11 protein-coding genes are annotated in these 13,893 nt (G+C 32.3%); 5 read left to right on the forward strand and 6 right to left on the reverse strand.

Translation table 11 applies throughout. The features are described from left to right. Nucleotides 1-15 precede the first annotated feature (15 nt). Entirely contained in the window at nt 16-456 is a 441-nt protein-coding gene (locus tag ES675_RS06040; protein ID WP_066252846.1) for a DUF2752 domain-containing protein, read from the reverse strand. 335 nt (nt 457-791) lie between these two features. Between ES675_RS06040 and ES675_RS06045 the strand changes: the two genes are divergently transcribed. From ES675_RS06045 to ES675_RS06065, 5 genes are all read left to right on the forward strand, one after another. After that, nucleotides 792-2,372 carry a type I restriction-modification system subunit M gene (locus ES675_RS06045; protein ID WP_066252843.1) on the forward strand — a complete coding sequence of 527 codons (1,581 nt, stop codon included), beginning with the start codon at nt 792-794 and terminating at the stop codon, nt 2,370-2,372. Further along, the gene (locus ES675_RS06050) at nt 2,372-3,673 is read left to right on the forward strand and encodes a restriction endonuclease subunit S (RefSeq protein ID WP_170244076.1); all 1,302 of its coding nucleotides are present in this window, start codon (nt 2,372-2,374) and stop codon (nt 3,671-3,673) included. The genes ES675_RS06045 and ES675_RS06050 overlap by 1 nt, the downstream gene beginning before the upstream one ends. Before the next feature lie 306 nt (nt 3,674-3,979). Then, nucleotides 3,980-5,893, forward strand: a complete 1,914-nt coding sequence (locus tag ES675_RS06055; RefSeq protein WP_066252839.1) for a DUF262 domain-containing protein — start codon at nt 3,980-3,982, stop codon at nt 5,891-5,893. Continuing rightward, nucleotides 5,886-8,339, forward strand: coding sequence for a DUF262 domain-containing protein (locus ES675_RS06060; RefSeq protein WP_066252837.1), 2,454 nt, complete (start codon nt 5,886-5,888; stop codon nt 8,337-8,339). The genes ES675_RS06055 and ES675_RS06060 overlap by 8 nt, the downstream gene beginning before the upstream one ends. Beyond that, the gene (locus ES675_RS06065) at nt 8,336-11,545 is read left to right on the forward strand and encodes a type I restriction endonuclease subunit R (protein WP_066252835.1); all 3,210 of its coding nucleotides are present in this window, start codon (nt 8,336-8,338) and stop codon (nt 11,543-11,545) included. Before ES675_RS06060 ends, ES675_RS06065 begins: the two co-directional genes overlap by 4 nt. Nucleotides 11,546-11,570: 25 nt before the next feature. Here the strand turns inward: ES675_RS06065 and ES675_RS06070 are convergent, their stop codons facing one another. From ES675_RS06070 to ES675_RS06090, 5 genes are read right to left on the reverse strand one after another with little or no spacing between them, the layout of a single operon-like run. After that, nucleotides 11,571-12,125: a hypothetical protein gene (locus ES675_RS06070; protein WP_066252833.1), complete on the reverse strand. Its 555-nt coding sequence runs from the start codon at nt 12,123-12,125 to the stop codon at nt 11,571-11,573. A gap of 32 nt (nt 12,126-12,157) precedes the next feature. After that, on the reverse strand, nt 12,158-12,364 hold the full coding sequence (locus tag ES675_RS06075) for a hypothetical protein (protein WP_066252831.1): 207 nt from the start codon (nt 12,362-12,364) through the stop codon (nt 12,158-12,160). A gap of 7 nt (nt 12,365-12,371) precedes the next feature. After that, a complete protein-coding gene (locus ES675_RS06080) occupies nt 12,372-12,800 on the reverse strand; it encodes a J domain-containing protein (protein WP_066252829.1) in 429 nt (142 codons plus the stop codon). Between the two features lie 6 nt (nt 12,801-12,806). After that, entirely contained in the window at nt 12,807-13,187 is a 381-nt protein-coding gene (locus ES675_RS06085; protein ID WP_246126227.1) for a hypothetical protein, read from the reverse strand. An 18-nt stretch (nt 13,188-13,205) separates the two neighbouring features. Continuing rightward, complete coding sequence (locus ES675_RS06090; protein WP_066252824.1) at nt 13,206-13,730, reverse strand: SHOCT domain-containing protein; 525 nt, start codon at nt 13,728-13,730, stop codon at nt 13,206-13,208. Nucleotides 13,731-13,893: the final 163 nt, after the last annotated feature.

Raw genomic sequence — 13,893 nt, forward strand, 5'->3', positions numbered from 1 at the left:
TTTTAATTGTTTTAGTTAATAGTTAGTAAATAATGTTATAATCCAGTTTATTAGTATTGTAGTCAGGATTGCGAGACTAAAGTATTTTGAAATGCTATTTACAGTCTTTGTTTTTGCTATTTTTAAAAGGGAAATTAATCTTAAGGGAAGTTGACTTATAAAGAAAAGAGCGACTAAAAGACTGGTTTTGTTAAATGTATATGCCTGATAAAAATTTCCGCCTGATATTTCGCAAAATGCTCTTGTTGTACCGCAAACTGGACATTCAATACCTGTAAGTTTATCAATTAAGCAAAAATGTGGGATTTGGCTTAAAATTGGAAGTAGTACATTGCCAAAAAAGGCGAAAAATATAATTATTAAAATATTGCTTAATAAAATATTATAATCATTTTGTTTATAATAGTCATCAGTCAAGTTTATAATCAAGAATTTGGGAATTATTGCAATTTCCATTTTATCTTTTTAGTAAGTAATTTTAATTTTTCTCTATTTATTTTACTGATTATTGCTTTAAATTGAGTTTCACAATATTGCAGTAATACGTTTGTTTTATCTTGGAGTTAAAAGTATAATCTATTACCAAGATTTCTATACGGTAAACCGTAAAGCGGAAAAAAGTAGCATCTCATTTTATTGGCTTACGGGAATCAGTAAGAAAAAGTATCCTAGAATTTTTAAATTTGATACATCACGATTTACAACTTGTTATAATTGTTAGTAAAAGACAATAGTGATTAGCTTAAACTTAATATTAATACTATTTTTAAGCTCTTAATTGAAAAACCAACATGACCCATCAAAATATAAAGCAACTTGAAACCGAACTTTGGGATGCAGCGGACGATTTAAGAGCAAACTCTAAACTAACAGCAGCCGAGTACAAAGACCCATTATTAGGTTTAGTATTACTGCGCTTTGCACAAAATCGTTTTGAAGACGCTAAAATAGATGTAGAAAAAAAACTTCCTATAAACCCACGAACAGGTAAAAAGCGCGAAGCCAATAAAGGCGATTATGCAGGCGAAGGTGCTATGTTCTTGCCTGAAAAAGCCAAGTACGATTATTTAGCAGATTTACCAGAAGGCGAAAACATAGCCGAAGCTATTAACAATGCCATGAAGCTTATTGAAGCCGAATATCCAGATTTAGAAGGTATTCTACCAAAAAGCTACCAAGAGTTTGATGATAAACTATTGCGAGATTTAGTACGTGTCTTTAATAAAGACGCCGTAAAACATGCTAAAGGCGATGTGTTTGGTCGTATTTACGAGTTTTTCTTAATGAAATTCTCTATGCAAGGAGCAGGCGCACAAGAAGGCGGCGAGTTTTTTACACCACCATCTTTAGTAAACCTCATTGTAAACTTTATACAACCCAATCATGGTATTGTACATGATCCCGCTTGTGGTTCTGGTGGTATGTTTGTGCAAACCGCTCATTTTGTAGAAAACCACGAACATAAAAAAGTAAACGAAACCATAAGAGTTTATGGTACAGAACTAAAAAGCAACAACACACGTTTAGCCAAAATGAACCTTGCCATTCATGGTATAGAAGGTAAAATTATAGAAGCTAATAGTTTTTACACCAATCCACACCACTTAACAGGAAAGTGCGATTTCGTAATGGCGAACCCACCATTTAATGTCGATAAAATTGATGCGAAAAATAAGTTTTTAGCAGATGACGATCGTTTACCATTTGGTCCACCATTAACAGGAAAGGGAACCATCAGTAATGGGAATTATTTATGGATGCAGTATTTTCATTCTTATTTAAATGAAACAGGTAGAGCAGGTTTTGTCATGGCAAGTTCTGCAACCGATGCTGGAAATGCCGAAAAACTCATACGCCAAAAATTAATTGAATCTGGCGATGTAGAATGCATTGTTGCCATTAGCAATAACTTTTTTTACACACGTAGTTTACCTTGTCACGTTTGGTTTTTTAACAAAGGAAAAAAAGCAGAAAACAAAGACAAAGTCTTAATGATAGATGCACGTAACACCTTTAACAAAGTAAGCACAACCATTAATGACTTTAGCGACGAACATTTAGAAGGTTTAACCGCTTTAATGAATGCCTTTAGAGGGAACGATTTAGGTGTAAGCAAAGACAATGCTTGGTTTCATGAACACTTTCCAAAAGGAACCTACCAAGACGTAGAAGGTTTATGTAAAATAGCCACTATTCAAGAAATAGCAGAGCAAGATTATAGCCTAACACCAGGACGTTACGTTGGTGTGAAGATTGATATTGATATGGATTTTGACTATAAGACACGTATGACAGAAATTCATACCGAATTAGCACAACTAAATACCGAAGCCAATAGTTTAATGGAGCAAATACAAGCTGTGAAATTATGATGGAAGGTTGGAAAGAAGTCAAACTAAATAAACTTACCAAAGTAATTAATGGTTTTGCTTTTAAATCAAAAGACTTTAGTGATTTAGGTGAAATACCAATTATCAAAATTAAAAGTTTAAAAAATGAAATTCTTATAATAGATGAAAGTGCTAAAGTTTCTAGTTCTTTTCTTGAGTTGAACAAAAAGTATCATATCAATAAAAATGATATTGTAATTGCATTAACGGGCTCACATATAACGCAGCCGGCATCTGCTGTAGGTCGTGTAGCAAAATCAAGGCTAAATGAAACACTCTTGTTAAATCAAAGAGTTGGTAAGTTTAAGGTTAATGAAGAAATATGCGACCACGACTTTTTATTTTATTTTTTGAATTCAGAATATTTCTTTGAAAATATTGGTTTAAGAGCAAGGGGTGGTTCTAATCAAGCAAATATTAGCGGTGGCGATGTTTTAAGCATTAAAATCAATCTTCCACCACTAAATACCCAACGCAAAATAGCAACCATTTTAACTTCTTATGATGATTTAATAGAAAACAACCTAAAACGCATAAAATTATTAGAAGAACAAGCACAACAAACCTATGAAGAGTGGTTTGTGCGTTTTAAGTTTCCTGGTTATGAGGATGTGGCGTTTGATGAGGAAAGTGGTTTGCCTGTTGGTTGGGAGAAAGTGAAGTTGGTTGAATGTGCTAATTTAGTTATGGGTACAAGTCCTAAATCAGAATTCTATAATAATGAAGAAATTGGATTACCATTTCATCAAGGAGTTAAGGATTATGGTTTTAGATTTCCAACAAATTCTTCGTGGTCGACACAAGGAAAAAGATTAGCAGAAGAAGATTTTATTTTGTTTAGTGTACGCGCACCTGTTGGAAGACTTAATGTAGCAATAGAGAAATTAATTATTGGTCGTGGTTTGGCTTCAATCAACCATAAAAGAGGTTGGAACAGTTTTCTTTTATATCAACTTCAGAATATTTTTTATGAAGATAATTTAATGGGTGGAGGAGCAATTTACAATTCCGTGACTAAAAAAGATGTTGAAAGAATTGACATAATTCAGGCTTCAGAAAAAATTAATATAAAGTTCAATGATTTTGCTTCCAATATTGATAAACAAATTAAAAACTTAACTAAACAAAACCAATATTTAAAAGAAGCGCGCGATATTTTGTTACCACGTTTGATGAGTGGGATGATAGACCCTTCGGCAAGCTCAGGGCAGGTTGTTGATGGGTTGGAGGTAAATGCAGGTTTGGGTATAATTGCGGAAGAGAGTGTTAATTATGGAAAATAAAAACAAAACGGAGTAGCCGAAAACCGAGTATAGTAGGCAGTTCTTTAATAAATCGATAATATGGCTTTAAATGTGTATCAGTGCAAAAATTGCAGCATTGCAATTCAAAAAGATTCAACTCCAAGTACTCTTGGGTGTTCGGTAAAAAGTTTTCACTCATGGTCTAAACTTGGTGAAGTTGGCACTACAAATTATAGTTGCAAAAAATGCGGTACATTGGTGCAAACCAAGAATACTCCAAGCACATTAGGTTGCTCTCAAGCTTCCTTTCATTCTTGGACAAAACTTTGATAAAAAATAATTTAAATGAATAATACGATTACACTTTATTCAATTAACGAGCTATTAGAAAAGCAATTTTATATTCCTGCCTATCAAAGGGGATATCGTTGGAATAAACGGCAGGTTGAAGATTTACTGAATGATATTTATACGTTTTCAGTGAAACAACATAAAATGGATGGTGAGTTTTATTGTCTGCAACCTATTGTTGTAAAAAAGTATCAGTTAGAAGATAACGAGAAAAACATTAAAGCAACTTGGGAAGTTGTAGATGGTCAACAACGCTTAACAACGCTTCGTATTTTACTGTTGTATTTAGTGAGAGAACACCTTAATGGACAAGCTTTGGAAAAAGAATATGGCAAAGCTTTGTACACCATAGAATACCAAACGAGAGAAGAAATTTCAGCCTTTTTAGATGAAATACCAATTGGTAATCGTGATAATATAGATTCGTATCATATTTCTAAAGCTTACGAATATGTCAATAATTGGTTTGATAAGCAAGAAAAACCGCGTTCTGCCAGAGAGTCTATTTTAAACACTTTAGTCCACGATTACAATGATAAAACTAACTTCAATGGTGTACTTCAAGTTATTTGGTATCAAATAAATAAAGACGAAAATGCTATTGATACGTTTATACGTATTAATCTAGGCAAAATATCCTTAACAAATTCAGAACTTATTAAAGCCTTGTTTTTACAAGAGCGCTTTTATGGAACCAATAAAGATGAAAACGAAAATGAAATAGCAAAGCTTAGGCAGTTAGAGATTGCTAATGATTGGGATAGAATAGAAAACACGTTACAGGATGATGACTTTTGGTGGTTTTTAAACGAATCTGAAAATAAAATCCCAGCGAGAATAGAATTTATTTTTGATTTAATATGCGAGGTTGAAAAAAAACAAGATGCTGATTTAATTAAAGAAATTGGTACTGATAGGTATGCTACTTTTAGATTCTTCTATCAAAAATTAGAGAACACTAAAAATTTTGAATCTTTAAATGATACTTGGAAAATTGTTAAAGATTACTTTTTAACGTTTCAAGAGTGGTATAGCAATCCTGTTTTATATCATTATATCGGCTTTTTAATTGCTTCAGGAGAATCTCTTGTCAATATAAAATTATATACAGAAAAGGATTTTGAAACATTAGCTATTTTACAAACTAAAGATGATATTGAAACATCATTAAAAAAGAGAATTAAAAAACAATTTGAACATCTTAAATGGAAATCTATTCAAAATGAACCGCCGTTTTTAGACTTATCGTTTAGTGATAAAAACAAAAAAACGATCCGAGAAGTATTGTTACTTTTTAATCTACAATACATGATACAGCAGAGTAAATTTAGGATTGTATTAACCAAGTTTCCGTTTAAAGCGTTTAAAGATATTATAGATGAAAATGGAAACCATACAAGCTGGGATGTGGAACATATAGATTCTTTTAATACGAATGGCCTTAAAAATGAAAAAACAAAGGTAGAGTGGCTTGAAACAGCACTAATTGATATAAAGATAGAAGATGAAGACTTATATAATCAAATAAATACCTTCATAAAGAATCCAAAATCTGGCGTCAGTTTTGATGAGATTTATAGTAAAATTATTGCATTAGTAGGCGAGTCTGAAAATGATGAAGAAGTTAAAAATAACATTGGCAACCTTACTTTATTAGATGCAGGTACTAATAGAGGCTACGGGAATGCTTTATTCCCTACTAAAAGAAGAAAAATAATAGAGAAAGATACTTTAGGCGTTTTTATTCCTATTTGCACAAAAAATTTATTTTTAAAATATTTTGATACCAAAGGAACTTCGCGAACACAATGGTCTTCAGAGGACATTACAACTTACAGAGTTGTTATAGAAGATACATTAACGGAATTTTTACCAGTAAAACCTCAAATTGTAAGCAGTAATGAATAAGTATAATTTTTTAAACTTGTTATCCGAAACTATTATCATAGAAAGTTTAGCTGAAGATAAAGTGTATGCTTTTGATGGTATTCAAATCCCAATGATCCAAAGAGATTATGCACATGGACGCGAAGGAGCAAGTGAGATACGAAAACGGTTTTTGAACTCAATTTTTGAAGCTTTAGATAAAAATAAAGCTCTAGAGCTCGATTTTATTTATGGGTCGATTAAGCAATTAGATGATAAGGATTATTTTATACCACTAGATGGCCAGCAACGTTTAACAACTTTGTTTTTATTGTATTGGTATATTGGGAATAGAGAGTTAGATGCAGAGCAGAGTTTAGAGCTTAACAATAAACTTAAAAACTTTACCTATGCAACAAGAGCAACTGCTCGAGGTTTTTGCAACAAGTTGTGTGAAATAAATTTAAGTTTTAAGCAAAGACCCAGCGATGAAATTAGGAATTCAACTTGGTATTTTGCAATTTTTGAAAAAGACCCAACAGTTAAGTCTATGCTAGTGATGTTGGATACTATTCATGAAAAATATCAATTAAGCAATGAGGCTTTATTTTCAAATTTATCAAATTTAACATTTTATATACTTCCTTTGGATGGTTTTGAACTGTCTGATGAATTGTATATAAAAATGAATGCAAGAGGGAAGCAACTATCAGATTATGAAAATTTTAAAGCAGATTTAATAAATTGGCTTAAAGATGATAAAAACCCAGATAGTTCTAAATATCAAGAAATGGTGCATCATCATAAGCAAGATATGCCATATTATTTAAGGTTTGCCACAAAATTAGATACAGATTGGACTAATATCTTTTGGGAATTATGTGTGGTAGAATTAGATAGTAATGAAGATAAAAATAATGATGAAGGTGAAAACAACGATGAAAATAAAGCTATTGTAGACCCCTATTTTCAAAGGTTTTGGAATAGATATTTGCTAAATGCTTTTATAGTTAAGAATAAAGAAATTAACACTATTGAAAAAACAGCCTTTTTTATTAAGTTTTATGGCAAGGAAGGTGAAGACGCTTCAATGTCTTATGATAATTTTGATTTGCATCAATCGATATTTAAACAACAGAGTGTAATTAAAGAATCAGAAAAAGTGTTAGATGCACTTTCTAAAAATTATAGTAACCTTAAAGATTGTATATACCCTTCATGGAGCAAAGAAGATAATTGGAGTTTATTTACTGAAGTAATAAATCAACGTCAGCGTATTTTATTTTATGGAATTACCATATATCTCGAAAAAAACGAATTCAATATTGATAAATTTAAGAATTGGATGCGTGTGGTTTGGAATATTATTATAGATCCTGATATTAGAACTATTCCTAATATGATTAATGCCATGAGATTAGTACATAAACTTTCAAATGGTTCAGATAACATCTATCAATACTTAATTGAAGATGAAGTTATAGACATAATTGATAATTCAACCCTTAAATCTCAATTATTAGAAGAAAGATTAAAATCTCAATTAATTTTATCGAATGATAAGTGGGAGCAAGAAATAATAAAAGCAGAGAGCCATTCAATGTTTACTGGTAATATTGGTTTTTTGATAAACGACAGTATTACTATATCAGAATTCAAATCTAAATTTGAAATAGCGAAAACTCTTTTTAATAGTAGTGGATCTAATAATGAGTATTATAAAGAGCATCTCATCATGCGTTCTGTCTTAAGTCAAATTAAGAAATGGTCAACTTTACAGGGCTTTGATTTTGCAGATGCACATTTCAATTGGCAATTTTTACTCAGAAAAAAAGATTGGATTGGAGAAATAATTAATAGTTATTCTACATATGAATCAACAGAGAAGCTTAAAGAATATTTAGAGGAATTAGTTAGCTTAGATTCTAGTATAGAAAGCTGGAGTGACGAAGAAGAAGCCGCTTTAAGAGCTAAAAATGCGCATAGAAGTTTTTATTACAATGGTAAGTTTCATACTTGGTTACAAAATAGTAAAGCTATAAGTTCTAAATGGTGGGAATATCATTTCTATGTGCACAGACCCAGAAGTCATAATGATTGGGTAATGATTGATGTTAAAAGAAATGATATAGTTAGTCGTTTAATAGAAGATTATGATTTTGAAACAGATCAAGATTGTAATGGAACTAATTACTATGCAGGTTTTAAAATTGAGTTGTATAAAATTTATGAAGATTATACTTTAGAGGTAATATTGGATAGTTATGGGGATTTAAAAATAGGATTTTCAAGAGCTAAAAAAGATTTTAAAGAAGAGTTTGATATTATTGATGAAGACATCGAAAACGATATTTTTTATATTAAAGAATATGATTATGATGACGTCATTACTGATGAAGATGTGACAAACTTCATGTTTACAATTAAAGATGAAATATTTTCTGAAACTAATGACAAAAGTGTTTTTTATAAAATTAAGAATCTATGAGCTACGAATATTCAGAAGACGGTTTAATAGAATTGGCAACCCAAGAGGTTTTAGAAGAATTGGGTTGGTCTGTGGTTTCCGCATGGAAAAAAGAATCTTTTGGAGAAAAAGGTTTATTAGGTAGAGAAGATAAAAGCGAGGTGGTATTAACACGTTATTTACTGCAAGCGCTTAAAAAATTAAACCCAAACCATCCAGAATTAGCCTATCAGCAAGCTGTTGATAGAATCACACAAAACGTAGCAGACCAAACTTTGGGCAGCATCAATAAAGAAAAAAGTGACTTACTTAAAAATGGGGTTCCTGTTAGTTATACCAATGATGAAGGCGAGCTTATAAAAACCAAGCTCAGCGTTTTCAATTTTAATAAGTATAAAGACAATCACTTTTTGGCAGTACGCCAATTAGAAGTTTTAGGAGAGCTCTATTTAAGACGACCAGATGTTATTGGTTTTGTAAACGGCATTCCGCTTGTGTTTTTTGAGTTGAAAGCCCACCATCAAGATTTACGTCATGCGTATTCAGATAATTTAAAGGATTATAAAGACACCATTCCACAGGTTTTTCATAACAATGCATTTGTCATTTTAAGTAATGGTATGGATGCCAAAGTAGGAACCATTACCAGCCCATACAAGTATTTTCTAGACTGGAAACGTATTGAAGAAGCTGAAGAGGGCGAAGTCAGTTTAGATACCATGCTTCGAGGTACTTGTGATAAAAAGCGCTTGATGGATATTTTTGAGAACTTCTTATTATTTGACGATTCTCATGGCGATGTGGTGAAATTAATGGCTAAAAACCACCAATATATTGGCGTTAACAAAGTCATTGGAAATGTAAACAATATTGAAGATTTAGAAGGGAAGTTGGGTGTGTTTTGGCATACGCAAGGTTCTGGAAAATCATATTCCATGGTGTTTTTGTGCGAGAAGATTCACAGAAAGTTAGGGGGTTCATACACGTTTTTAATTGCTGTAGATAGAACGGAGTTGGAAAATCAGTTATATGATACCTTCTCTGGGGTTGGTGTGGTTAATGATAAAAATGTGATTGCCGGAAAGAAGAAAGGCATGACAGGCCGTGAGCATTTACGGGAGTTATTAGCTGAAAATCACCGCTATGTCTTTACGTTGATTCATAAATTCTCTATAGTCCCGAAATTAGAAAGTGAATATCCTTTAATTACGAATCGTAAAAACGTGATCGTTATTAGTGATGAAGCGCATAGAACCCAATCAGGAACTTACGCGCGAAATATGCGTTTTCATGGTTTACCAAATGCGTCTTATTTAGGATTTACGGGAACACCCATTATTAAAGAAGAGGAGGAGTTAACTAAAAATATTTTTGGTGAATATGTGTCGGTTTACGATTTTAAGCGTGCTATTGAAGATGAAGCCACTCTGCCGCTGCGTTATTTAAATCGTGGTGAAAAGCTGGACATTACCAATCCCGAATTGGACGAGAAAATGGCTGACGTTTTTGAAAATGAAGATTTGGACGATGACCAAAAGAAGAAATTAGAATATTTATTTAGTAGGGATTATCCTGTTTTAACAGCGCAAGCACGATTAGATGCTATTGCTAAAGATTTGGTTTGGCATTTTAACGAACGTGGGTATCAAGGTAAAGCTATGTATGTGGCTCTGGATAAACCAACGGCTGTAAGAATGTATCAGCTTATTATGAAATATTGGCCTGACTATTTACAAGAATTGGAAACGCGTATTAAAAACGCCGAGGACCAACAAGAAGCGCAGGAGTTAAGGCGCAAGTATAATAAGGTTAAGGAAACCGAAGTTTGTGTGGTAGTAAGTAGCGAGCAAAATGAAGTAGATAAATTCAAAAAAATGAATTTAGATATTGAAGTGCATCGCCGAAAAATTGTAGAACGGAATTTAGAAAAGGAATTTAAAGATGAAGAAAATCCATTCCGTTTAGCCATTGTTTGTGCCATGTGGATTACAGGTTTTGACGCACCTTGTGTTTCTACCGTATATCTTGATAAACCAATAAAAGGGCATACATTAATGCAAACCATAGCAAGAGCAAATCGTGTGTATGACGATGAAAAGGAAAATGGTTTAATTGTAGATTATGGTAATGTTTATAAACAATTGGAACACGCATATTCTATTTATGGCGAAGGTGGTAAATCTGGAGGGAAAGGAAAACCAACAGGAAGTCCTGTAGAGCCTTTAAAAAATGTTGAGGTAGAATTGAAACAAGCTATTCAAGATGTCAAAGCCTATTTAAAGGAATTGAATTTTTCACTTCAAGAATTGAAAGACGCAAAACCTATGTCCAAAATAGCTAAAATTAAGGATGCTGTGGATTCTGTTTGTTTAAATGAAACCACCAGAACCACCTTTGAAATGATGGCTCGTAATGTGTTTAGAAAATATAAAGCTTTGTTTCCTTCCGACACCTTAAAGAAACACGTGTCAGATTTTAATGCTATTGAAGCCATTTACACGGCATTGAATCAGAATGTCAAGGCTGCTGATGTCACACAAATTATCATGGACTTACAAGCCATCGTAAGTGATAGCATTATTATTCAAGATTCAGGTGTTAAAGAACCACAGGATGATGTTTATGTCGATTTATCATCATTAGATTTTGATAAGCTACGTGCAGCTTTCGCAAAAACACCACGCAAAAATACGTTGGTTTTTAATTTACAAAATGCGATTGAACAGCGTTTAGAACAGATGCTAAAGGAAAATCCGCTACGTATTGAATTTTACGACCGTTACAAAGAAATCATAGATGTATACAATAATGGGAAAAACTTGGAGGACACCATAAAAGCTTTTAATAATCTAAATACTTTTATTCAAGATTTATCATTTGAAGAACAACGTGTGGTACGTGAGGAATTAAACGACCAAGAAACACTTGCTATTTTTGATTTGCTAAAAGAGGGTAAAGAATTGTCCACTAAAGAACTAAAAGCTGTTAAGAAAGTTGCTTCTAAAACCTTGGAGGCTTTAAAGTCTGAAAAACTTAAGATTGATAATTGGCGTGACAGTAGACAAATAAAAGCACAAGTTAAAAGTGCTATTTATGATAATCTGTTATACTTGCCACAAGACTTTTATTCCGATGAAGAAGTAGGCATCAAAACAGCCAATGTGTATCAACATATTTATTCTAATTATTATGGTGGAGGGAAGAGTGTTTATGCCCAAGCTGTTTAATAAACATCAAGCGATTTTTTAAGTTCTAATATCCATACTTCCCTTTCTTTCTTAAAAATGAAGAAACTGAATATGTAGAGATTGCTTTGTAAACTTCTGAACTCATTTGGGTCTTTCCGTTATATTCGAAATTCATTGTCTCATTATCATAACCGACTATTCTAATTAACTCATTCATTTCAGTAGTTGTGCTATGTATCTGAAAACCATATTCATCAAGAAAATTTATAGAAAGACCACCTCCACTATATTTTTCTCTTAAATCATTCAGCCCTTCAATTTCCATTTTGAAATATAAAATATCTCCCCTATAGACGGCTGTTAAATTAGAGCTTGCACCTTTCTTAACATAGTCAAGGCCAATTTCTCCATAGTTTTTAAGTTTAGGGTTTAATACCGTGGATTTTGTAATAGTGTCCGTTTTTAAATTACCAAGTTCTGTGATTTCATTGTCAATTATACGGAATACTTTTTCCTGATGGACAAAAGTGTTTTGGCCAACTTGAGTCGTTTTAGTTGTAGTATCTCCACATGAGGTCAATAATGCAATTACAGAAAATCCTAAAATTAAATTTTTCATAACAACTTGTTTTTAGTATGTGTTTATTACTATTATTTATCGTTTATTTCCAGATTTTCATCCCACTTCATAACTGGTTTCATACAATGAATCCAAATCATTGCTATAATTGGTGATACAAACCCAAAAAAGCCCCAGCCTCCTGTGCTACGGTTAAGTTCTTTTGCTTTGTTTACACAAACAAGTACTCCAACAATTCTTAAAATTAGGATTACTATTACTACGCCTCCTTGTTCCATTCTTATGTTATTTAAGGTTAATGTTTAGTTCTGTTATAGCTCTTTGTTTTAGTTCTGTTAAATTTTTGAAATCTCTTTTGTTTTTAGAAATCTCTTGAAAAATTTCTTCTGCGATGTTTTGCTTGTCTGAATTAATAAAACGGTCCGGATGACAGGTTCTGCTCAATTCTTTGTATAAATCTTTTGAACTATTAATACTATTCATAAGATTGTCCATATCGATATCAGATTTTTTTGCATTCCGAATTTTATCTTTTGATAAATCTGCAAATTTCAGACTCTTCTGTTTCTTTTTTATTGTTATAATTAAGAATGCAATAATAATTAGTTCTGCTAATGCTATCCAGAACCATATTGAAAGAGAATTTGAATCACTATTGGATATTGTTTCCGTTACCACATGATCCGTTTTTAACTGTAAAAAGATATTTCTCATAAAAAATTAGTTTATAAACCCTCCAATATTAGCGTGGTCTTTTAATGCCCATTTAGTTCCGTTGTAACCTTGATTTGCATGAACTTCTAGAGTGTCCCAACCAAGAGATATCATTTTTCTAGTCAGAGATTCGTTGTCCAAAACAACTCTACCAATTTCTATTAATTCACTTTTTTCGAGCACTCGTCCAGACAGTGCCTTTATTCTGAATCCGCCGCCTCTCCATTTTGAAAACGCGTGTTTGTAATTACTATCTCCTTTTGTGATTTTTGCTTCCAGAAGTGTGGGGGCAATTCCAGCAATAAATGAATTTTTTGCTGCTCTATTGAAATCTTTTACTAATCTGTATCGTTCAGCCATTTCTCCGAACCATTCAGTTACTTCCATTATTTTATGCCACATAATTTATTTATTATTTTCTAAAATTATTTTCTTTTCGGCATCATATTCTTCTTGGGTTAAAACGCCTTCATCCAATAGACCTTTTATTTTCGATAACTTGTCGTATTTGTCTGAGCTTGCTTGGACTGCGGTATTTTGATCAACACAGTTTTCGACTTCACATGTTGAAATGGCATTTTCGATATCTAATATGTAATTTGTTATATTCCCTCCGCCTACGGTAAAATAGACGCCTTTATATCTTTTGTAGTTATACTTAATGATTTTTTTTACGGTTACAATTAGCCCAGCGTTACCTGCACCAAGTCGGTTTTGCTCTGGATTTGTGGAAACTGCCCAGCCACCAATATTAACATAAACAAATTTCCCATTAGTATCAGAACCGCGCCCAAGCTTAATCTCATCATCTACTTTATAGGTTATTCCATTTGACGCTGTGTACGCTTCTAATTTCTCTTGCTTTTTTTGTGCATTTGATAAATTGAAGGCAAAAAGTGCTGTAAAAAGTAATATTGAAATCTTTTTCATTTTATTTGTTTTTAGGCTATAACTATTCTTTTATTATTTTGAATTTCTGTTGTTACGGAATTCAATTTATAGTTAGTTTCAACTTAAGTGTGAAATTAGTATGAAATAATGATTTCTCATTACGGTTATCCGTAAAGTGTTGAAAAATAGTATTTTGTTCGTT

The sequence above is a fragment of the Algorimicrobium algoritergicola genome (assembly GCF_008086165.1).
Classification (GTDB): Bacteria; Bacteroidota; Bacteroidia; order Flavobacteriales; family Flavobacteriaceae; genus Algorimicrobium; species Algorimicrobium algoritergicola.